This window comes from Burkholderia sp. Nafp2/4-1b (assembly GCF_003635165.1).
Classification (GTDB): Bacteria; Pseudomonadota; Gammaproteobacteria; order Burkholderiales; family Burkholderiaceae; genus Burkholderia.
Map to the genome: position 1 here is coordinate 1,036,003 of NZ_ML058597.1, position 21,305 is coordinate 1,057,307.

The following is a 21,305-nucleotide window of genomic DNA, read 5'->3' on the forward strand; positions in this document are numbered from 1 at the left end:
CGCCGGAGCAGCACGTGAAAAACGACATCAGAACCATCCTCAAGCACGTTGCGCATCTCGAAGCCGCGATCGATTCGATCGGTGACGGCGACGACCTTTACGAAGCGGGCCTGTCCTCGCTCGACACGATCCAGCTGATGCTCGCGATCGAGAAGCAGTTCAACATCGAGATTCCCGACGAGATGCTGAACCGCAATCTGTTCCGGAGCATCGACGCGCTCGCGGACACGATCGCGACGCTGCAGCGCGCCGAGCATTCCGCATGAGCGCGCTGCTGCCCGAACTCGCGGCCGACCACGAAGCACGCCGGCTCGACGAAGCCGCGCGCGCGGTCGCGCAAATCGCCGCCCAGCACGCGGATGCAGTCGATCGCGACGCGCGCTGCCCCGTCGAGGCGATCGAGGCGATGCGCGCGCGCCGCCTGCTCAGCGCGATGGTCCCGACTCATCTCGGCGGTGCCGGCGCATCGCTCGCCGACATCGCATCGGCTTGCTCGATCCTCGGCCAGGCTTGCGCGTCGTCGGCGATGGTGTTCGCGATGCACCAGATCCAGGTCGCCTGCATCGTCGATCACGCGGCCGACCAGGGCTGGCACAAGCTATTCCTGCAGCAGCTCGTGCGCCATCAGTGGCTGCTCGCGTCGGCGACGTCCGAGGACGGCGTCGGCGGCAACCTGCGCGCGAGCCAGTGCGCGCTCGACACCAACGGCGGCGAATTCCGGCTGCGCAAATCCGCACCGACGATCTCGTACGGCGACTACGCGGACGGCATCCTCGCAACCGCGCGACGCGACGCCGACGCGCCGGCGTCCGAGCAGGTGCTCATCACGCTGCTGCGTGATGGCTACACGCTCACGCGCCGCGGCGAATGGGATACGCTCGGCATGCGCGGCACCTGCAGCAACGGCTTCGAGCTCGACGCGCAGGGCGCGACCGTGCAATGCCTGCCGGTGCCGTTCGCGCAGATCGCCGAACAGACGATGGTGCCGGTCTCGCACATCCTGTGGGCGGCCGTATGGATCGGCGTGGCCGGCGACGCGTTCCATCGCGCGCATCAGTTCTTCCGCGCCCAAGCGCGCCAGAGCGACGGCGCGCCGTCGCCCGCGTCGCGACGCATCGCCGAATCGCTGGCGCTGATGCAGGCGATGCAAGCGCGCGTCGACAACGTGCTGCGCCTCCATGCGAGCGCGTCGAACCGCTCCTGGTCGGCCGGCATGGCCTGGGCCGCCGAAATCAACACGCTGAAGACCTACGTGTCGTCGACGGCGCTCGAGGTCGCGCAGCAGGCGATGATGATCTGCGGGATGGCCGGCTACAAGCATGGCACGCCGTTCAGCATCGGCCGCCACCTTCGCGACCTGCACGCGGCGCCGCTGATGATCAGCAACGACCGCATCGCCGCCAATACCTCGAGCCTGCTGCTCGCACTGCGTCCCGCGACGCTGGAGAAACACTCGTGAACGATCGCCTCTCCGTGCCATCGGCTGTCCCTGCCGCCCCTGCTGCCGCCCTATCCGATGCGCCCCTCGACCGTGCGGGTGTCAATCCGCTGCGCGACGCGCTGATCGACGCCGGCCTGCTCGTGTCGACCGGTATCCAGGGCCTGTTCGGCCGCAGCGAACGCTTCGAGCGTGTGGTCGAAGCGCTCGACGCATTCGTCACGCGCCTGGGCGCCGACCAGCAGGCCGAAGTGCTGCGCTTCCCGCCGGCGATGAGCCGCACCGAATTCGAGCGCAGCGAATACATGAAGAGCTTTCCGCAACTCGCGGGCAGCGTGCATGCGTTCAGCGGCGACGAGCAGCGGCACCAGCGCGTGCTGCAATGCCTCGACCGTGGCGAGGACTGGACCGAAAGCCAGAAGCCGACCTATGTCGTGATGACGCCGGCCGCGTGCTATCCGGTCTATCCGGTCGTCGCCCGCGCGGGTGCACTGCCCGACGACGGGCGCATCGTCGACGTGTTCTCGTACTGCTTTCGCCATGAGCCGTCGCTCGACCCGACCCGCATGCAGCTGTTCCGGATGCGCGAATACGTGCGGATCGGCACGCCCGGGCAGATCGTCGCGTTCCGCGAGACGTGGATGGAACGCGGCACGCGGATGATCGAGGCGCTGCGCCTGCCGAACACGATCGATCTCGCGAACGATCCGTTCTTCGGGCGCGGGGGCAAGATCGTCGCGAACAGCCAGCGCGAGCAGAACCTGAAGTTCGAGCTGCTGATCCCGATCGAGCACGACGACCGCCAGACCGCGTGCCTGAGCTTCAACTACCACATGGATCACTTCGGTCTGCTGTGGGACATCCGCACCGCGACGGGCGAGGTCGCGCACACGGGCTGCGTCGGTTTCGGCCTCGAGCGGCTGACGCTCGCGCTGTTCCGTCATCACGGCTTCGACCTCGACGCATGGCCGAGCGACGTTCGCGACGTGTTGTGGGGGGCGCGATGAAATTCGTGTCCCGCGACGGCGAGGATGCGTCGTTCGAGGACGTGCGCCACCGCGCACGCCACTACCGCCCGCATCCGCTGCACAGCCAGGAGATGGTCTGGAAACAGACCAACTGCTACGTGGACATGTGGCTCGAGGTGCTCCGGTGGTGGGGCCTCAATCCGTACGCGGCGCTGCCGTTTACGATCGCGCTGGACTTCGAGGGCGACCAGTTCACGTTCTTCAAGTTTCCGCACGACGAACTGGAGCGGCTCTACGGGGTCGTCGTGCAGGAACATTCGATCTACGAACCGCTCGACCAGCATATCGAAACGCAAGTCGCGCGCGGTCACCTGATGATCGTCGAGGTCGACGCGTGGTTCCTGCCCGACACGCGCGGCAGCAGTTACCGCACGCAGCATACGAAGACGACGATCGGCATCGACTCGATCGATCGCGCGCGCCGCCAGATGGGCTACTTCCACAACAGCGGCTATTACGTGGCCGAGGATTTCGACTACGACGGCCTCGTCGGCGGCAGTTCGCCGATGCCGCTGCCGCCGTACGTCGAATGCGCGAAACGGCGCTTCGCGCCGCTGGACGAGCGCGTGCTGTGCGAAGTTTCGCTTGCGTCGCTGCAGCGGCATTTGCGCCGCCTGCCGATCGTCAATCCGGTCGCGGCGTTCCGCCGCAAGTTGCAGATCGATGCGAAATGGCTCGCCGACTCGCCGCTCGATCGCTTTCATGCGTACTCGTTCAATTCGGTGCGACAACTCGGCGCCAACTTCGAACTGTTCGGCCACTACGCGCGCTGGCTGCACGCGAGCGGCTGCATCGGCCCGTTCGCCGAGATCCGGGCCGCCTGCGATCGCATCGCGTCCGAGGCGATGGTGCTGGAATTCCGGCTCGCGCGGGCCTGCTCGCGGGGCAAGGAAGAACGCGGCGATGCGACGCTCGACGCGATCGAAGCGGCCTACACCGACCTGATCGACTGTGCGCGGCGGATCTCGCCGCCGCTGCAGCATGTGGTGCCCGTTCGCGCGAACGCGTCCGCCGTGCCGGTGATGCGGTGACGCGCGCCCGCACCGCGCCCGCGTGGTCGATGCTCGCCACGGCCGCGGGCGCCGTGCGCGGGCCGCTCGATCTCCCCGCCGACGGCTGGATCGCGGCGCCCGTACCCGGCACGGTCGCGCAAGCGCTCGCGCTGGCCGGCCGGCCCGACGAGACGGCGATGCTCGACGAGCGCGACTACTGGTATCGCGTCGAACTGCGCGGACACGGGCCGCGCGTGCTGCGCTTTCACGGCCTCGCGACGCTCGCCGACGCATGGCTCGACGACACGCTGCTCCTGCGCTCGGAGAGCATGTTCGTCGCGCACGACGTGAGCGTGTCGCTCGATGGCACACACTGTCTGACCATCCACTTCCGCGCGCTCGCGCCGCATCTGCGCGCTGTGCGTGCACCGCACCGCGCCCGCTGGCGCACGCGGCTGGCGGAACCGGCGACGCTGCGCACCGTTCGCACGTCGCTGCTCGGCTACATGCCCGGCTGGTTTCCGCGCTGCGTGCCGACCGGACCGTGGCGGCCCGTCGACGTGCTCGATCCCGCCGACGGCCCCGTGCTCGCCCATTGCGACCTGCATGCGCGCGTCGACGGCGACACCGGCTGGCTCGACGCCGAGCTCGTGTTCGCCGCGCCGCTGCCCGACGTGTTCGCCGCCCGGCTGTCGTGCGGCGAGCACCACGCGACGCTCGAACGCGGCGGGGCCGACCGGCTGCACGCGAGCGTCGCCGTACCGAACGTGCGCCGCTGGTGGCCGCACACGCACGGCGAACCCGTGCTCTACGACATCGCGCTGCACATCGGCGCCGAACGCCGGACGCTGGGCGCGACGGGCTTTCGCACGATCGAACTGGACGCGGGCGACGACGGCAAGGGATTCGGGCTGCGGGTGAACGGCGTGCGCGTGTTCGCACGCGGCGCCTGCTGGAGCAGCGCGACGCCGCGCGCGCTGCACGCGGACGACGCAGCCTATGGCCGACTGCTTGGCCTCGCGCGCGACGCCGGGTTCAACATGATTCGGGTCGGCGGCACGATGACCTACGAGGCCGACGCATTCCACGCGTGGTGCGACCGGCTCGGGCTGCTCGTCTGGCAGGACTTCATGTTCGCGAACTTCGACTATGCGCTCGACGATCGCGGCTTCGCGGATGCCGTCGATCTCGAAGCCGAACAGTTCCTCACGCGCCATCGGGCGTCGCCGTCACTGGCGGTGCTGTGCGGGGGCAGCGAGATCGCGCAGCAGGCCGCGATGTCGGGGCTCGGGCCGAAACAGCGCTTCCTCGAGCTGACCGCCGAGCGCCTTGCCGGTCATGCGGCGGCACGGCGGCCGGACACGCTGTATGTACCCGACTCGCCCGACGGCGGTGCGCTGCCGTTCATGCCGCGCGAACGCGTGTCGCACTACTACGGCGTCGGCGCATACCTGCGTCCGCTCGACGACGCGCGCCGCGCCGACGTGCGGTTCGCGAGCGAATGCCTCGCGTTCGCGAACATCCCGTGCGACGCGATGCTCGCGAGCCTCGGCTGGCCGGGCGTGCACGAGCCGCGCTGGAAGGCGGCCGTGCCGCGCGACCCGGGCACGTCGTGGGATTTCGACGATATCCGCGATCACTATCTGCAGACGCTGTACGACGTCGCGCCCGACCGCTTGCGACGCGAGGATCCGTCGCGCTACTTCGAGCTGTCGCGCGCGGCGATCGCCGACCTGATGCGCGACACGTTCGCCGAATGGCGGCGCACCGGCTCGCGCTGTGCGGGCGCGCTCGTCTGGCAGTTCCAGGACGTGATGGCCGGCGCCGGATGGGGCCTGCTCGATTCGACGCATCGACCGAAATCGGCGTGGTATGCGCTGCGCCAGGTGCTGCAGCCGCTGCAGGTGCTGCTGGTCGACGAAGGGCTGAACGGTCTCGACGTGCATGTAATCAACGAGCGTCCGGCGCCGCTGTCCGCGACCGTCGAGCTGGTCGCGCTGCGCGACGGCCGCACGCCGGTCGCGCGGGCCGGCGGCTCGGTCCGGCTCGGCGCGCACGACGCGGTGCGGGTCGGCTCCGCCGAATTGCTCGGGCGCTTCTTCGACTGGACCTACGCGTATCGCTTCGGCCCGTGCGAGCACGACACCGTCGTCGCGACGCTGCGCGCGGACGACGGTACGCTGCTGTCGCAGGCATTCTACTTTCCGTCCCGCACGCATCCGGCGGTGTACTCGCGGCGCGAGCCCGGCATCGAGGCTCGCGTGTCGCGCGCCGGCGACACGTGGTACGTCGGCATCGACACGCGGCACGTCGCACGTCACGTGCAGATCGACGCACCGGGCTTCGTGCCGCGCGACGACTGGTTCGATCTTGCACCCGGCACGCCGGCGCGCGTCGCGCTCGTGCCGCTCGACCACACCGGTGAACGTGCGGCCGCCGCCACGCCGCCGACCGTCGAGATCCGCGCGGTCAACGCCGCTCGAACCGTGCGCGCGACGCCGGCCGGCTGACGCGGCCGGCGCGCCGCACCGGCGCCGGGATCGTGTCGGAATTGGCGGATCACGCGCGCGATCGCGCAGCCGCGCCGCGCACGTCAGTCCGACGACCCGGTGCCGCGCGGCCGCTCGATTCCATACGCTTCCATCCACCGATACAGCGTCGCGCGCGACACGCCAAGTTCGCGCGCGGAAGCGGCGACCCGTCCGCGCGTGCGCAGCAACGCGGTTTCGATCGCTTCGCGCTCGATCGACTTGCGGATGTCGGCGACCGACGGCGACGCCGCGTCGAGACAGTATTCGAGTTCGAGATCCTGCGCGGTGATCAAGCGCCCTTCCGTCATCACGACCGCGCGCCGCACGCGGTTGATCAGTTCGCGGACGTTGCCCGGCCAGTCGTGCTTGTAGAGCGCCGTGATCGCGTCCGTCGAGAAGCCGCGCACGCGATGGCGCGCGTCGCCGCGGAAACGTTCGAGCATGTGATGCGCGAGCAGTTCGATGTCCTTGCCGCGCGCGCGCAGCGGCGGCTGGTCGATGCGCATCACGCACAGGCGGTGGAACAGGTCCGCGCGAAACCGCCCTTCTTCCATCGCTTCGCGCAGGTCGACGTGCGTCGCGGAGACGATGCGCACGTCGACCGGCACCGGATCGCTGCCGCCGAGGCGATGAATCGAGCGCTCCTGCAGGAAGCGCAGCAGGCTCGCCTGGCTCTCGTGCGGCAGGTCGCCGATTTCGTCGAGCAGCAGCGTGCCGCCGTTCGCGGCTTCGACGTAGCCGATCTTGCGCGCGTTCGCGCCGGTGAACGCGCCGCGCTCGTAGCCGAACAGTTCGGATTGCAGCAGGTGCGGCGGAATCGCACCGCAATTGACCGCGACGAACGGCCCGTTGCGCCGTTCCGAATGACGATGGATCGCGACGGCCGTCAGTTCCTTGCCCGTTCCCGTCTCGCCGAACACGAACACCGGTGCGTCGGTGCGCGCGAAGCGCCGCACCGTATCGAACAGCCGCAGCATCGCGCTGCAGGTGCCGACAATGCCGTGCTCCTCCGATTCGAGGCGTTCGCGATCGCGTGCGAACAGGCATTCCATCCCGTACGCATGGCCGACGGTATCGGCGATTCGCTGATGCGACGCGGGCAACGTGATGTAGTCGAAACAATAGTCGCGCAACAGCGCGCGCACGTTCGGCGAGGCGGTCTGACCGGCCTCGACCAGCGCGACCCACACGACATCGCGCATCGACGCGCAGGTGGACGCGATGCTGCCGATCGCGTCGGCGTGGCCGCCGCTCAGATCGAGGATGCCGCAGGTGATTTCACCGGAGGTCTCGCGCAGCTCGCTCGCCTGCGCGACGGTCGTCACTTTCCAGTCGCGTCGCGCGAGCTCCTTGCGAAGCATGACGGACGGCGATTGGGTCCAGTAGATCAGTGGACGCTGCCCGGTAGTCCTACCCCCGCCGGCGCTCTTATCGTGCGCTATTGGCATATTCATAACGAACCATCACTTTCTCCACTCCGCGAACCGTTCGCGTGCGCTGCGGGCGGCGGCGCATGGCCGCCTGTCCGCGCTGCGTTTCTGCAGCTTTGGCGAAGATCGAAACTGCACACGGCCAGCGCCCCGGAGGTCGAACCGGATGTCATCCGGCCTCGTTGTCATCGAACTCGAAGGGAACGCACGCGGGAGCCACGGCGTTCCGGCTTTGATGCGACGCGCCGTCAGGCGGAACACGTCGGCAAACGGAAATTCCGTCCGCATTTGCGTCGCGTCGTACACGACAGCCGCGCCCGATGCTGAACCGGACGGCAGCCAACCCGCTTTCGGAATGGCTGCCTCATTTCATCCGCTCCTGAATTTACACCCCGTATCGAGATGGCCTTGTTACCAAACGATAAACATCGATTCAGCCGGTTACGCTGCCGCCCCGGCGGCGCCGCGCGTGTTTAGCGACCCAGATTTGATTATCTACGACCATTCCCGTCAATCAGTGGCAAATACTACTTTTCTGCAAGATTGGTGCCGCCCATTGCCCGCGATTCGCGCCGAAATCGGACTGAAAGGCCGGGCAGCCTGTTTCGCGTGTCGGTAATCGCGTGCGCGCGCAACATCAGGATGACACATCGGGCCCGGGTTGCACCGCGCGCGTTCGTTACAACACCGTAACGAAGCGGCACGTATCGACTGGCGCCGCGACGTCGCAGCGCCATGCCGGGTCGGCCCGCATGCAAATTGAAAGAAACCGAACAACGCTCGCCGGCAGGACGCGCATGCCGGCCGGCGTGCCCACTCGACGGAGTGCGAATCAAAGCGACGCGCACGCGAGGAAATCGAGGAAGCAGCGGGACGGGCCTGTGAGCAACAGCCGATCCTGTGCGCGCGGCACCACAATGCACGACCGGCTCGTCGTGAGCGATCGCAATTCTCAAGTCCCACCCCCGGTTTTTCAATCGCGTTCGATGCGGACCGCCCGTGCGGCGCGTGTCTCGCGTGTGTCTCTCGCGTCTCGTTTCACAGCGGCTCGTCGCGACGGACCCATTATCGGAAAGCCCATGTCCGGCCGTTGTGTGCTACCGCACCTTGCCACGCTCGCGGCATCCGCCGGCGCCAAGCGGCCGGCACCGGCCACGCGAAACCGGAGCATGAGTACGCTTTCGAACAGACCGGCGCGCGTCGCGTCCGCATCATGGATGTCACCGAGCCGCACCGAACGAACGCGTTCGTGCGGCTCGGCGTGCTGAAGGCTTCACACGAGGACAGCATCATGGAATGGCAATGTTGTGAATTCGAACATCTGAGCGCCGTCGATCTTTATGCAATCCTGCGCTCCCGCAACGCGGTGCTGGTGGTCGAGGATGCACACACGCATCTGGACATCGACGGCAAGGATGCACACGCGCTCCACGTGTTCGCGCGCATGCACCACGGCGATACGATGGAAGTCGTCGCCTACGCACGCGTGCTGCCCGGCGACGACGTCGATCCGGACGTCGTGATCGACAAGGTGCTGACGAGCGAGGCGTGCCGCGACGATCGCATGCTCGAGCAGCTGATGCAGCGCGCGCTGACGGCCGCGCAGGCCGCATGGCCCGACGTCGCGGTACGCACGCACGTCCCCGCGCAGCGCCAGGCATTCTACAAACGCTTCGGATTCCGCAAGGCCTACGGGCCTTATCTGGAACAGGGCGCGCCATTCGTCGGCCTCGTCCGGCCCGCGGATCGCGCTGCCGGCGCGTTGCGTCAACTGCTGTCCCGCACCGTCTCCGCGCCGCGGCCGAGAAACGAGGACGCGCGCGTGGAAGGCCGCGCGCACAACCGGCTGTCCGCCGATACCGGAGCCAATCGATGACCGCCACCTTGCGCCCGGTGCCTGAGCCCGAGCTGCCCTGCATCCTGCCCGTCATTCTCGCCGGTGGCTCCGGCACGCGGCTCTGGCCGCTGTCGCGCGAACAGTACCCGAAGCAGCTGATCGAGCTGACCTCGAACGAGTCGCCGCTGTCGGCGACCGCGCGCCGCCTGAACGGCATCGCGAATGCGTCGCTCGGCAACACGCTGCTGCTCGTATGCGGTGAACAGCATCGCCTCATGAGCGCCGCGCAGGTGCTCGGGCGCGCGGCGCCGGCCCGCATCCTGCTCGAACCGGCCGCACGCAATACGGCGCCTGCGCTCACGCTCGCGGCGCTCGATGCCAGCGCGCTCGCGGACGATCCCGTGCTGGCCGTCATGCCGGCCGATCACGTGATCGGCGACGTCGCTGCGTTCCAGGAAGCGGTCGGGCGCGCGGCGCGCTATGCGCAGGAAGGCGCGATTGTCACGCTGGGGGTACTGCCGCGCCGTGCGGAAACCGGGTACGGCTACATCCAGGTCGGCGAGCCGCGCGCCGGCCGCCTCGGCGGCCAGGGTGGCTATGCGATCGGGCGCTTCGTCGAAAAGCCGAACGCCGCGCTCGCCGAGCGTTACCTGCACTCGGGCGACTACTGGTGGAACAGCGGCATTTTCGTCACGCGCGCGTCGATCTGGCTAAAGGCGATCCGTGCGCTCGCGCCCGGCATCCATGCCGCGTGCGACGCCGCATGGCGCGCGGGGATCGCCGAGGATCCGTTCTTCCGGATCGACGCGACGGCCTTCGACGCGTGCCCGTCGGACTCGATCGATTATGCGGTCATGGAGCGCCTGTCCGAGAGCCCGGAGCTCGGCATCGAAGGGATCGTCGTGCCGCTTTCGGCCGGCTGGTCGGACGTCGGCACCTGGGATGCGATCTGGGAGATCATGCCGAAGGACGACCAGGGCAACGTCGCGCGCGGCCCGGTCGTCTTCGAGGAAACGCAGGACAGCCTCGTGCGTTCGGAAGGCCGCCTGATCGCATGTGTCGGGATGAAGGACGTCGTCGTGATCGAAACGCCCGATGCGGTGCTGGTCGCGAACAAGCACGACGTACAGCGCGTGAAAGACATCGTCACGCGCCTGAAGACCGAGCGCCGCCCGCAGGCGAGCGAACACCGCAAGGTGCGGCGACCGTGGGGGCATTACGACTCGATCGATCTCGGCGAACGGTTCCAGGTCAAGCGGATCGTCGTCGAACCCGGCAAGCAGCTGTCGCTGCAGATGCACTATCACCGTGCCGAGCACTGGATCGTCGTGCGCGGCACCGCGAAAGTCACACGCGGCACCGAGAGCTTCCTGCTCAGCGAGAACGAATCGACCTACATTGCCGTCGGCGAAGTCCACCGGCTTGAGAATCCCGGCCGGATCCCGCTCGAGATCATCGAGGTGCAGTCGGGCAACTATCTGGGCGAAGACGATATCGTGCGGTTCGACGATCAGTATGGACGGCCGGTCGTCGGGACCGCGCAACCGCACTCAAGCACAGCCGTCGTCCCGCCGACGCCGGTCGCACCGCGCTCCCGGCGTGAACCGGGCGAACCGGGCGAGCCGCAGGCGGAAGCGGCGGAACGCGACGTGGTCAGATAGGCGCGCGCGTCGTGCGTCGCAGTGTGCGATCGGCGCGCGGCGTGCATGCCGCACGATCATTCGTTGCGAGGTTGCGACCAGCGCGCCCGTCTGACCGATTCGCGCACGCGCGGCAGCAACGATGTATCCGCGCCGAGTGCGTCGGCCGCGGCCGATTGCGATTCACGCGCGAGCGCACACGGTGCACCGTGTGCCGGATCGGCCTGATTACCCTGACTGGTAGAACGCGCCGCGGCCGAACCGACCGCGCAATCCGGCGCGGGGCCAACCCGCACCGGCATGCCACCGATTCCCGACAGCTGATTGTCAGCGAGCCGTACGCCGGACACGTTCCCCCACAAGCGAATGCCGTCGAATCGCGCATGCGACACGCGATTGCCGATCACGGTCACGCGCGACACCGAACCCGACCACGTGCTGACCTCGATCGCCGCCTGCTGCGTGACCGGGCGCGGGTCGGTCCGGCCCGTCGCGGTCTGGATGTCCGCGATCACGTTGTGCTCGACCCGGACGTCGGAAGATCCGGCCGTCCGGTTGCTGTCTTCCTGCGCGACCAGAATTCCGGCGCTCACCTGCACGTTGCGCACGATGTTGCGCGAAATCGTGACGTTCGCGCCGCCGACCACCGTGATGCCGCGACCCCACGGGTTGCCCTCCAGCGAGTTGCCGACGATCAGCACGTTGCGCGTCAGCACGCCTTCGGCCTGGTAACTGACCACGGCGATCATGTCGTCGCCCGTGCCGCGCACGACGTTGCCCTCCACCAGCACGTTGCGGGAGCCGTGCGTCAGGTGAATGCCGTCCGCCAGCGTCGACAGCACCTCGTTGCCGACGATCGCGACGTCCGCGCCGCCGAACACGAAGATGCCGGCGCCCGCGCCACCGTCGATCACGTTGTCGAGCACCTGCACGCCGCGCCCCGTCACCTCGATCTTCGACGACTCCGGTGTCGTCAGGCGCGTCGTGCCCGTGCCGGCGAGCCGAAACCCGACGAGCGTCGTACCGGTGCCGCGCATCTCGATCACCTGGTCGTCAGGGTTCGTGGCGATCAGCGTCGCACCGTATCCCGACAACACCACATTCGGCTGCCGCACGACCAGCGAACGTCCGAGCACATACCGGCCCGGCGCGAATATCAGTCGCTCGCCGGGCTGCAGCGCGTCCAGCATGCGTTGCAACGCAACGGCCTGATCGACCGCAGCGGGATCGGGACGCACGTACGCATCCGGTACGTTCGCATGCAGCGCGCGCGGTGCGGGCGCTACGGCGGCGTCCACGGCCGCGGCGGATTCGGGCCACGACAACCCGCCTGCCGTGCACATGCCGGCGATTAGGGTGCATGCGCCGGACAGGCGTTTCAATCTATGCATAACGAATCGTTTCCCTCGAATCACGTTGGCGCACGTCGATATCGATGCGCTCGAACGGCTGCGTGCCGCGCAATGCACCGGCAGCAGCCGAAGCCTATGCAATCGGTACATCGACGCGCTCCATGACCGCTGATGGCAGACGACGCGCCGAGTCTGATTAGATCATTCGATCCCGACCGGCTTCGGTGCGTCAGCAGACCAAGCGATTCGGCACCGCGTCGATACGACGCCATGCTTCGCGCACGAACCCAACGCCCGAACGGTGCGCTTGCGAACTGAGCGCGGCTACGCAATTCGTATCATGGCCGCCATACGATGCGCGATGCGACCGCGTGCCGGCGGCCAACGACGCCCCATTGCCGCCGACACAACGAAGCTAACGCGCAACGCGCGCGGCCAGGTATCCCGATCATCCGCACACCGCTCGCCCGACCTCCGCTCATGACCGACCTGACCATCGCAATCTGCAACTACAACCACGGTGCATACCTGCGCGACGCGATCGACTCGGCGCTCGCGCAGCGCATGCACGGTGTCCGCGTGCTCGCCATCGATGACGGTTCCACCGACGATTCGCGCGACATCATTCGCTCGTACGGCGAGCGCATTACGGCGGTGTTCCAGGAGAATCGCGGCCAGGTCGCCGCGTACAACCGCGCGCTCGAGCATGTGACGTCGCGCTACGTGATCCTGCTCGATGCGGACGACCTGCTCTATCCCGATGCCGCGGCACGCGTGCTGGCCGCATTCGCGTCCGGCGAGTTCGTGAAGGTGCATTTCCGGCTCGACGTGATCGCGCGGAACGGCGCCCCGACCGGCGCAATCGTGCCGCAGTCGGTGGTCGACGCGGACTGCGGCCGCCTGTTGCGCGCGGGCTGGTTGTACCCGTCGCCGCCCGCGTCGGGCAACGCGTATCGGGTCGACGCGTTGAAGCGCATCTTTCCGGTGCCGGTCACCGCCGACAACCTGCACGGCGCCGATTTCTATGCGATCTACGGGATTGCGCTGCTCGGCGCCGTCCACATGATCGACGCGCCGCTCGGCGGTTATCGCGTCCACCAGCAATCCGACGCATGGGTAGCCGGCGATACGGCCTCCGACGCTCCGGCGCTCGCGCTCACCAATTCGGAAGACGCGGCCACCGGTGCGCTGAAGGCCGAACGCCGCTGGTCGATCCTGCGCGCACTCGCGGCCGCGCGGCTGCACGAAACGCTGCCGAGCGCCCCGCTCGACTTCGCGATCGAAAAGGCCCGCTTCGCCAGCACGCTGTATCGCGCGCCGCTCGCGCGGCGCTGGCGCTGGTTCCTGTCCGAATCGGGCCGCTACTGGCATACCGTGCTGCGCAATCCGTTCTGGGGTTCGTCCAAGAAAGTCGCCGTCGCCGGTTTGTCGCTCGCCTGCTTGCTGCCGTCGTCCGCGCTGAGCAATCGCGCAATCCGCTACCTCTCCAATCCGCTCGCCCGCGTGCGCAAGACGTCCGCACGACGCACCGACGGGCGATGACTGCCGCTCGATCGCAACCGACATCGCCGAATCGCTTGTTCGGTTAGCCATCGCACCCAGCGCGCCGGGCAGCCGCAGCACAATGGTCCGGACCGTTGGATGGATGCGTCGCGATCGAACGGCGGCTTCCGGTCTGCCGCAGAGTCGGTCCGGCACGTCGCGCATCACGCCGAATCCTGTCGAGGCCGCGCGCCGTCCGTCCGCCCGATCGCGAGATCGAGCATCACCACACGGAACCAATGGCCGGGGTGAGCAAGCATTCATCAATCAGGAATGCGTAATTTAAATAGCCAGACGATGCGCATGCGCGACTCGTCGGCGACGAACAGCGCGATCGAAGCGACAGACCCAGAGATGACCACTGAAAAGATCGTTCATATTGCCGAAGCGTTTGGCGGCGGCGTGCTGTCGATGCTGACCTATCTCGCCAACCATGCCGCGGCAACCGGTGTCGACGTGACGGTACTGCACGCGATCCGGCCGGAAACGCCGAGCAATTTTTCGACGCTGTTCCGGCCTGACGTGAAACTCGTTTACGTCGACATGGTGCGCGAGGTCAACGTCGCACAGGATCTGCGCAGCGTGCGCGCACTGGTGCGCAATCTGCGCGACTGCCGGCCGAGCGCGATTCACCTGCACTCGTCGAAGGCCGGCGTGCTGGGACGCATCGCCGCCCGGATCGCCGCGCCGCACGCGACGGTCCTCTACTCGCCGCACGGGCTGTCGTTCCTGCGCTCCGACGTGTCGCGCATGAAACAGCTCGCGTATCTGAACTTCGAACGCATCGCGGCGCGTATCGGCGGCACCATCGTCGCGTGCTCGGGCAGCGAGCTCGGCGAGATCAACGGAAAGGTTCACGCGAAATCGGCTGTGCTGGTGGAAAACGGTGTGAACGTGGCGGAGATTCCGCCTCGTCGAACCCGCGACGATCGCAAGGTCGTCATCGGGATGAGCGCCCGCGCGTCGTTCCAGAAGAACCATGAAGCATTCGCGCGCGTCGCCGCGAAACTGCACGGCACAGACGTCGAGTTTCTGTGGATCGGCGGGAACCCCGCCGAGATTCCCGATCCGGCCCAGCGCCGCGCCGTCGCCTGCAGCGGCTGGGTGACCCGCGAACGCGCGCTCGCGCTGACTTCGGAGCTGGACATCTATGTCCAGACCTCGCGCTGGGAAGGCATGCCGGTCGCGTTGATCGAAGCGCAGGTTGCCGGCATCCCGGCCGTGGTGACGGATGTCGTCGGCAATCGCGACGTGGTGATTCACGGCGTGACCGGCTACGTCGCGTCGAACGCCGACGAGATGGAGGCGTACCTGACCACACTGCGCGACGATCGCGAACTTCGCGAGCAGATGGGCGACGCCGCGCGCAAACGCGCGATTCAACGGTTTTCGATGAGCGCGATCTTCCGTCAGTGGCATGCGCTGTATGGCCTGGACACCGGCGAGCCGCGCATCGACACCCGCGACTTCAAGCCGGTGGCCGCCGACCACGTCGAAGCCTGATTTCGATTTCGCCATTCAATGACCGACATGACCGCTCTCAAGAAACCGCAACGACTCGTCTACAACGGCCGCTTCACCACGCAGAAGACGACCGGCGTGCAGCGCGTCGCACGCGAGCTGATCGCCGCGCTGATCAAGGTGCGCCCGGATGATCCGGTGACCGTGCTCGTGCCTCCGCAGCCTGCTGCCGCCGTGAACGGCGCGACGACGATCAAGGTGGGCATCTACAAAGGCGTGATCTGGGAGCAACTCATGCTTCCCCTGTTCGCACGCCGCGGACGCATCGTCAATCTCAGCAATTCGGCGTCCATCTTCATCGGCAACCAGATCATCTACATGCACGACGCGGCGGTGTTCGACACGCCCGCGCATTTTTCCCGGCCGTTTCGCCTGTGGTACCGGGCCATGTTCTGGATCCTCGCTCGCACGTCCGTGCGCGTGCTGACCAACTCGTATTTCTCGCGCGCTCGCCTCGCCCATCACTGCGGCGTATCCGCCGAGAAGATCAGCGTCGTGCCGCTCGGCGCGGATCACCTCGATGCGCTGGAGTCGGACCCGAGCGTGCTCGCCCAGCATGCGCTGACGCCCGACCGCTTCGTGCTCGCGGTCAGCAGCATGAATCCGACCAAGAACTTCGGCCGGCTGATCGCGGCGTTCCGGCAGCTTGGCGATCCGTCGGTCGACCTCGTCATCGTCGGGATGAAGAACACCACCGTGTTCGGCAAGCAGGATCACGTGTGCGCGGCGGAGCCGAACATCAAGTACGTCGGCTACATCAGCGACGAGCAATTGAAGGCGTTGTATCAGAACGCGGCATGCTTTCTCTATCCGTCGATCTATGAAGGCTTCGGCATTCCGCCGCTCGAAGCGATGCGCTACGGCTGCCCGGCGGTAGTCGGCAAGTCAGCGGCACTCCCGGAAGTCTGCGGCGATGCGGCGCTGTACTGCGATCCGTACTCGCACGACGACATCGCGCTGAAATTGCGAACGCTGCTCGACGACGCCGACCTCCGCGCCGAACTCAAGCGCAAGGGGAGCCTGCATGCGGAGCAATATCGGTGGAGCCGAAGCGCCGAGATGATGACGGAGATCTTCGAGCGCCTGTAGAACATTCAGTTGTACGACACGACGGCCAACTGTTCCCCACCGCACTGTCCCCCGCGCTCGCTCTCCCTAGAGTGGAGCGACTCTTCATCCCTGTGCGGCGCGAATCTTCACGGGTCGGCCGCTTCTTCGTCATGACAGCACGCAAAATCAGCCTCGATGTCGCCCGCGGCGCGGGCATCATTCTCGTCGTCTACGGGCATGTACTGCGCGGCGTCGTGTCCGCGGATCTCGTGCCGGCCGGTGCGGCCGATGCAGTGCTCGCCTGGAACGACTACGTGATCTACACGTTCCACATGCCGCTGTTCTTCTTCCTGTCCGGCCTGCACGTGTGCAGTTCACTGCGCCGCGCGCCGCAGGGGTTCCTGTGGTCGAAGCTCAGGACGATCGCGTATCCGTACCTGGTGTGGTCGATCGCACAGGGCGCCATGCAGATCGCGATGGCATCGCACGGCACCAATCATCCGTTCACGCTGAACGATCTGCTGGCAATCGGCTGGCGGCCGTTCGCGCAGTTCTGGTTCCTGTACGCGCTGATGCTTTGCATGATCGGGATCCGCGCGTTCGCGACGGCCATGCCGGGCCTGACACGCGCCCCCATGCCTGCGCGCGCCGCCGGCTGGCTCGCCGGATGCGCTGCACTCGGACTGCTGCTCGGCGCGGCAACCCGGTGGGGCATCCTGTCGATCACGCTGATGAACGCGCCGTTCTTCGTTGCCGGCGTGCTTGCCGCGCACGCATTGCCCGGCTGGCTCGAGCGCCACTGCGGGCCGACCGCATGCGCCGCAACGGCCACGGCGTTCGTCGCAGCGGTCGTGGTCGCGCACGACCACGGCAGTGCGACGAGCATCTGGGCGCTTCCCGCCGCGTTCGCCGGCATCGCTCTCGCGCTGCAACTCGCGCACCGGTATGCGTCGCAGCCGGCGCGCGCGGGATGGCTGGCCGCGATCGGCTGCGCGTCGATGCCGATCTATCTGACCCACATCTTCGCGATGGCCGCCGTCCGTATCGTGCTGATGCGCGCCGGGATCACGAGCGTTGCGGTTCATCTCGTGCTCGGCACGCTGGCCGGCGTCGCGATCCCGATGGTCGTCTATCGGGGTGCGTTGCGGACGGGGCTCGCGCGTGTGGCCGGCTTTCCGTCCTGGCCAGGACACGATACGGCGGTGCGCACCCGCACCGCTTGAACGTCGCTGTCAGTGACGGTCGGCCACGCGAGCAGCCAATTGCATCGCCGTCGTGCGCCCTTCGTGCCCGTGTGCACCTGCCGCCGGCGTCAGTCCGCCGTCAGTCCGCCCGATGCTGCCGGTTCGGCGGTCGGCGCATTGCCGGCCGGCCACGTCGCGAACCAGCGGAACACGATGATCGGCAGCACGATCGGGAGGAAATTGCGCCCGCTGAACAGGTTCGGTGTCCGCATGATCTCCATCAGCGACACGTAAAGCACCGCATGCGCGCAGCACCAGAATCCGTTGCCGCTGCGCCAGCCCGCGTAGCTTCGGCCAAGCAGCCAGCCGAGCACGGCGGCGTCGAGCAGCCCGAACCAGCCCCACTCGTAGAAATGAACGAAGATGCCGGACGGATTATTAAACTCCGGATCCGCGTAGCTGTTCAGGAACAGGTTGAAGCTGTCGCTCGAATCGAACCACGGCTGGAACGTCGCGCCGATCACCGGGAAACGCATCAGCCAGTCGAACGTGAACATCGGATGACCCTGGCCCCAGCCGAGCACGGCGAGCAAGCCGGCACCGTTGTTGAGCGACGTCGAATAGTAGAGGCCCAGCCGTTCGAGCGCGAAGTCGAAGATGTTGTCGTAGACGTTGACGTAATAGGCTTCCCACGACCGGTTGTACTCGTTCGCGATGAACAGCCCGAACAACAGCGGAATCGCCGCGTAAGGCCCGAGCACCAGCAGCCGCGCGTACCGGCCGCGCAGCCGGAACCGCACCACCATCAGCGCGAGCGGCATCGCCATCTCGATCAGCGCGAGCCGCTCCGCGAACAGGAAGCTGCGCAGCAGCGTCAGCACCGCGAGCACCGCCATGTAAACCTTGTAGCGGTTCAGCCCTTTCGCGGACGTGCGGAACACGTAGAAGTAGAGCGCGACGAAGGGTGCCGTGGCCTGGGTGAACGAACTCAAGCCGGTGACGCGGCCGATCTGTTCGAGCATGTCGTACGCGGTGGCCTGCCCGTGCAGGAATGCCAGCAACAATGCCGGATGCGCGATGATTCCGCTCATCATCACGAGATTGCCGAATAGCGCGAGCGTGAACAGCACGTCGAGCACGCGTCGCGGCACGTCGACGGGCGGCGCCGGCGGCCCCCGCCGCGTCTGCACTTCGGTCGTCGCGAGCCACGCCGCGGCCATCACGACCAGCAGGAACAGTGCACCCGCGAACGCATGGAATCCGTCGAAATAGATCCGTGCGATCGACTTCTGGCCGCCGAGCAAACCGAGCGACAGCAGGCCGTACAACGGCAGGATGAACATCAGCACGAGGCGCGCCGGGTCTTCCCACCAATACCCTGTGTAGCCGCGCGCGGCACCGTGCATGCGCGAGATCCGGCGCATCGTCGCGGGGCGCTGCCGCGACGCGGAGCCTGCCCTGCCCGCTCGCCGGTTCATGACGTGCGTTCGGCCCGTTGCCGCGGCGCCATCACCGCGGTGTAGCCGGACGCGGCCTGATGCGTATTCGGATCCGCATAACCGTAGTCGTACCGCCCCGGCGCGCCCGTGTAATCGTTGAGGATCACGCCGCGCACGTCGATATGCGCGTGCTCGAGCCGCCGCGCGCTTTCGTCGAGCTCCGTCAGCGTCGTCACGCCGCTGCGCGCGACGAGGAACACGGTTCCCGCGAGCCGCCCCAGCACCAGCGCATCGGCCACCGGAAGCAACGGCGGCCCGTCGATCACGATCATGTCGTAGCGCGACGCGGCCTGCTCGATCAGTTCGGCGAGCGCGGGCTGCAGCAGCAGTTCGCCGGGATCGGGCACGACGCTGCCCATCGCGATGAAATCGAGTCCCGGCGCGATGTCGCGCTTGAGCGCTTCGTCGAGCCGGTGGGTTCCCGCTACCACGTCCGACAGCCCGGGCGTGCGGCTATAACGGAATCGCTCGTGCAGCGAACCCTTGCGGAGATCGGCGTCGATCAGCAGGACCCGTCGTTTCGCGGCGCCGACGAGCGACGCGAGATTCGCGGCGACGAACGACTTGCCGACGCCCGTCGTCGGCCCGGAAATCAGCACGACGGGATTCGCCGCCGTCGGCATCGACAGTTGCAGCGACGCACGAAAATTGCGCAGGCTTTCGAGCGCCGCGTCCGGCGCGCCGAGCGGCGTCAGCGGCGCGCGCGCATCGCGCCGTCCGGCGTTGGGGCGCGGTTCTCCGTGCGCCGCGACCGGGCTGTGCGGCACCGTCGCGAACACCGGCAGCCCTGTCGTCCATTCGATTTCCTCGGCATTGCCGATCGTGCCGACGACCCGCTGCCGGACGATCACAATCGCCGCGCCCGCGAGCAGCCCCACCATCAGCAGGCCGATCACCGCAACCGCGCGATGCGGGCCGATCGGCTGCTCGGCACCCTTCGCCGTATCGACGATCCTCACGTTGCCGGTCTTGCTGGCCCGCGCGAGGATCATCTGCTGGCGAGTATTGAGCAGGTTCGTGTACAACGCCGTGTCGACGGCCACGTCGCGCTGCAGTTGCAGCACGCCCTGCTCGACGGCCGGCAACCGCTCGATCTGCTTGCGGGTCGTGCCGAGCGAACGCTGCGCGTCGGCCAGCTGCGCATCGACGGCAACCAGGGCTGGATGCTTCGGCATGAAGCGCGTCAGCAATTCCTCGCGCCGCTGCTGCAGCGTCTGCACGCGCGTCTCGATGTCGATCGACTGCTGACGCAACGCGAGCGCCTCGTCGCTGGTGTTGACCGTGCCGTGCGATGCGCGGAATGCGTTGAAGCGGTTTTCCGCCGCTTCCAGTTGCGCCTTCAGTTGCGGCAGCTGGCCGTCCATGTAGCGGATCAGCTTGTCGGCGGCTTCCGACTTGCGCTGCGTGTTCTGCGCGAGATATGCATCGCCGATCGCGTTCAGCACGCGGCTGTCATGCACGGGATCGATGCCGTCGAGCGTCACGCCGACCAGGTTCGACTGCTTGCCGCGCTCCGAGATCAGCGCATTCTTCTGCAGCCACGTCGTCGCTGCCTCGTCGCTGTAGCGCGTCAGGTCGAAGCGGGCGCCGGGCTTGCCCGCGACGGCGCGCACGAACACGTCGACCGGCCCCTGCGGCGTCTCGATGTGCAGCGGCTGGCCGATGCGGCCCTGCCACGCCGGCCCCTTGCGCCCGAAGAAGCCCGCGCGCTGCAGCGTATAGGTGCCGCCGTCGCCGACGGTGAGCGCGAACCGCTTGCCGAGCAGGCGCTTCGGCACGTCGAAGGTCGCCACGTCGATGCGCTCGGTGCCGTACACGTAACCGCCCGGCAACGGCGACGACAATCCGTCGGCCGCATCCACGAACCGCCAGCCGATCAGCGGCAGGTAATGCGGCCTCGCATCGAGGCTGAGGTTGGTGCTGTCGATCGCCCGGTCGAGCACCGCGCGGGATTTCAGCACCTCGATCTCGGTCGCGGCATCCGTCTTCAGATCGAATACCGACGACGGATCACCGGTCGGCGACATCGGCTTCGAGTCGGTCGGGCTTTGCTCGACCTGGAACAGGATGTCCGAGCGATAGACCGGCGCCGCGCACAGCGCATACATCGCGCCGACGAGCGCGCCCGCGAGCGCCGTGCCGAGGATCAGGCGCCGGCCGCCATGCAGCATGCCCCAGTAGCGGCGCACCGGATAGGACGGCCGCAGCGTGCGCCCGCTGTGCGGGTCAGGCAGGATCGAAGAAGTCATACACGTCAGTCC

15 protein-coding genes are annotated in these 21,305 nt (G+C 67.5%); 11 read left to right on the forward strand and 4 right to left on the reverse strand.

Annotation, left to right across the window (positions count from 1 at the left end; all coding sequences use genetic code 11):
* Positions 1 to 14 precede the first annotated feature (14 nt).
* From C7H84_RS04770 to C7H84_RS04790, 5 genes are read left to right on the forward strand one after another with little or no spacing between them, the layout of a single operon-like run.
* Complete coding sequence (locus tag C7H84_RS04770; RefSeq protein WP_040139663.1) at positions 15 to 266, forward strand: acyl carrier protein; 252 nt, start codon at positions 15 to 17, stop codon at positions 264 to 266.
* Entirely contained in the window at positions 263 to 1,459 is a 1,197-nt protein-coding gene (locus C7H84_RS04775) for an acyl-CoA dehydrogenase family protein (protein WP_121857649.1), read from the forward strand. The genes C7H84_RS04770 and C7H84_RS04775 overlap by 4 nt, the downstream gene beginning before the upstream one ends.
* A complete protein-coding gene (locus C7H84_RS04780) occupies positions 1,456 to 2,445 on the forward strand; it encodes an amino acid--[acyl-carrier-protein] ligase (protein ID WP_121857650.1) in 990 nt (329 codons plus the stop codon). Before C7H84_RS04775 ends, C7H84_RS04780 begins: the two co-directional genes overlap by 4 nt.
* The gene (locus C7H84_RS04785) at positions 2,442 to 3,497 is read left to right on the forward strand and encodes a DUF1839 family protein (protein ID WP_121857651.1); all 1,056 of its coding nucleotides are present in this window, start codon (positions 2,442 to 2,444) and stop codon (positions 3,495 to 3,497) included. Before C7H84_RS04780 ends, C7H84_RS04785 begins: the two co-directional genes overlap by 4 nt.
* Positions 3,494 to 5,968, forward strand: a complete 2,475-nt coding sequence (locus C7H84_RS04790; RefSeq protein ID WP_121857652.1) for a glycoside hydrolase family 2 protein — start codon at positions 3,494 to 3,496, stop codon at positions 5,966 to 5,968. The genes C7H84_RS04785 and C7H84_RS04790 overlap by 4 nt, the downstream gene beginning before the upstream one ends.
* Positions 5,969 to 6,051: 83 nt before the next feature.
* Here the strand turns inward: C7H84_RS04790 and C7H84_RS04795 are convergent, their stop codons facing one another.
* Complete coding sequence (locus tag C7H84_RS04795) at positions 6,052 to 7,443, reverse strand: sigma-54 dependent transcriptional regulator (RefSeq protein ID WP_162999203.1); 1,392 nt, start codon at positions 7,441 to 7,443, stop codon at positions 6,052 to 6,054.
* Positions 7,444 to 8,710: 1,267 nt separating this feature from the next.
* On the opposite strand from C7H84_RS04795, the gene C7H84_RS04800 reads away from it, so the two are divergent.
* Both C7H84_RS04800 and C7H84_RS04805 read left to right on the forward strand, forming a co-directional pair.
* Entirely contained in the window at positions 8,711 to 9,295 is a 585-nt protein-coding gene (locus C7H84_RS04800; protein ID WP_121857917.1) for a drug:proton antiporter, read from the forward strand.
* Positions 9,292 to 10,917, forward strand: coding sequence for a mannose-1-phosphate guanylyltransferase/mannose-6-phosphate isomerase (locus C7H84_RS04805; protein WP_121857654.1), 1,626 nt, complete (start codon positions 9,292 to 9,294; stop codon positions 10,915 to 10,917). The genes C7H84_RS04800 and C7H84_RS04805 overlap by 4 nt, the downstream gene beginning before the upstream one ends.
* Positions 10,918 to 10,973: 56 nt before the next feature.
* On the opposite strand, the gene C7H84_RS04810 is transcribed toward C7H84_RS04805, so the two are convergent.
* The gene (locus tag C7H84_RS04810; protein WP_240461975.1) at positions 10,974 to 12,287 is read right to left on the reverse strand and encodes a right-handed parallel beta-helix repeat-containing protein; all 1,314 of its coding nucleotides are present in this window, start codon (positions 12,285 to 12,287) and stop codon (positions 10,974 to 10,976) included.
* Between the two features lie 441 nt (positions 12,288 to 12,728).
* Between C7H84_RS04810 and C7H84_RS04815 the strand changes: the two genes are divergently transcribed.
* From C7H84_RS04815 to C7H84_RS04830, 4 genes are all read left to right on the forward strand, one after another.
* Positions 12,729 to 13,790 carry a glycosyltransferase family A protein gene (locus C7H84_RS04815; protein WP_121857656.1) on the forward strand — a complete coding sequence of 354 codons (1,062 nt, stop codon included), beginning with the start codon at positions 12,729 to 12,731 and terminating at the stop codon, positions 13,788 to 13,790.
* Between the two features lie 354 nt (positions 13,791 to 14,144).
* Complete coding sequence (locus C7H84_RS04820; protein ID WP_121857918.1) at positions 14,145 to 15,293, forward strand: glycosyltransferase; 1,149 nt, start codon at positions 14,145 to 14,147, stop codon at positions 15,291 to 15,293.
* Between the two features lie 27 nt (positions 15,294 to 15,320).
* Positions 15,321 to 16,400, forward strand: coding sequence for a glycosyltransferase family 1 protein (locus C7H84_RS04825; protein WP_121857919.1), 1,080 nt, complete (start codon positions 15,321 to 15,323; stop codon positions 16,398 to 16,400).
* 131 nt (positions 16,401 to 16,531) lie between these two features.
* A complete protein-coding gene (locus C7H84_RS04830; RefSeq protein WP_121857657.1) occupies positions 16,532 to 17,584 on the forward strand; it encodes an acyltransferase in 1,053 nt (350 codons plus the stop codon).
* A gap of 89 nt (positions 17,585 to 17,673) precedes the next feature.
* Here the strand turns inward: C7H84_RS04830 and C7H84_RS04835 are convergent, their stop codons facing one another.
* Complete coding sequence (locus C7H84_RS04835; protein WP_121857658.1) at positions 17,674 to 19,023, reverse strand: oligosaccharide repeat unit polymerase; 1,350 nt, start codon at positions 19,021 to 19,023, stop codon at positions 17,674 to 17,676.
* Positions 19,020 to 21,293 carry a polysaccharide biosynthesis tyrosine autokinase gene (locus C7H84_RS04840; RefSeq protein ID WP_121857659.1) on the reverse strand — a complete coding sequence of 758 codons (2,274 nt, stop codon included), beginning with the start codon at positions 21,291 to 21,293 and terminating at the stop codon, positions 19,020 to 19,022. The genes C7H84_RS04835 and C7H84_RS04840 overlap by 4 nt, the downstream gene beginning before the upstream one ends.
* Positions 21,294 to 21,305: the final 12 nt, after the last annotated feature.

What these genes read in the sequence shown, in the direction of transcription:
- C7H84_RS04815 (WP_121857656.1), top strand. Translation starts at nt 12,729, where the DNA reads ATGACCGACCTGACCATCGCAATCTGCAACTACAACCACGGTGCATAC.
- C7H84_RS04805 (WP_121857654.1), top strand. Translation starts at nt 9,292, where the DNA reads ATGACCGCCACCTTGCGCCCGGTGCCTGAGCCCGAGCTGCCCTGCATC.
- C7H84_RS04840 (WP_121857659.1), bottom strand. Translation starts at nt 21,293, where the DNA reads ATGACTTCTTCGATCCTGCCTGACCCGCACAGCGGGCGCACGCTGCGG.
- C7H84_RS04835 (WP_121857658.1), bottom strand. Translation starts at nt 19,023, where the DNA reads ATGAACCGGCGAGCGGGCAGGGCAGGCTCCGCGTCGCGGCAGCGCCCC.
- C7H84_RS04800 (WP_121857917.1), top strand. Translation starts at nt 8,711, where the DNA reads ATGGAATGGCAATGTTGTGAATTCGAACATCTGAGCGCCGTCGATCTT.
- C7H84_RS04775 (WP_121857649.1), top strand. Translation starts at nt 263, where the DNA reads ATGAGCGCGCTGCTGCCCGAACTCGCGGCCGACCACGAAGCACGCCGG.
- C7H84_RS04785 (WP_121857651.1), top strand. Translation starts at nt 2,442, where the DNA reads ATGAAATTCGTGTCCCGCGACGGCGAGGATGCGTCGTTCGAGGACGTG.
- C7H84_RS04795 (WP_162999203.1), bottom strand. Translation starts at nt 7,443, where the DNA reads ATGAATATGCCAATAGCGCACGATAAGAGCGCCGGCGGGGGTAGGACT.
- C7H84_RS04820 (WP_121857918.1), top strand. Translation starts at nt 14,145, where the DNA reads ATGACCACTGAAAAGATCGTTCATATTGCCGAAGCGTTTGGCGGCGGC.
- C7H84_RS04825 (WP_121857919.1), top strand. Translation starts at nt 15,321, where the DNA reads ATGACCGCTCTCAAGAAACCGCAACGACTCGTCTACAACGGCCGCTTC.
- C7H84_RS04810 (WP_240461975.1), bottom strand. Translation starts at nt 12,287, where the DNA reads ATGCATAGATTGAAACGCCTGTCCGGCGCATGCACCCTAATCGCCGGC.
- C7H84_RS04830 (WP_121857657.1), top strand. Translation starts at nt 16,532, where the DNA reads ATGACAGCACGCAAAATCAGCCTCGATGTCGCCCGCGGCGCGGGCATC.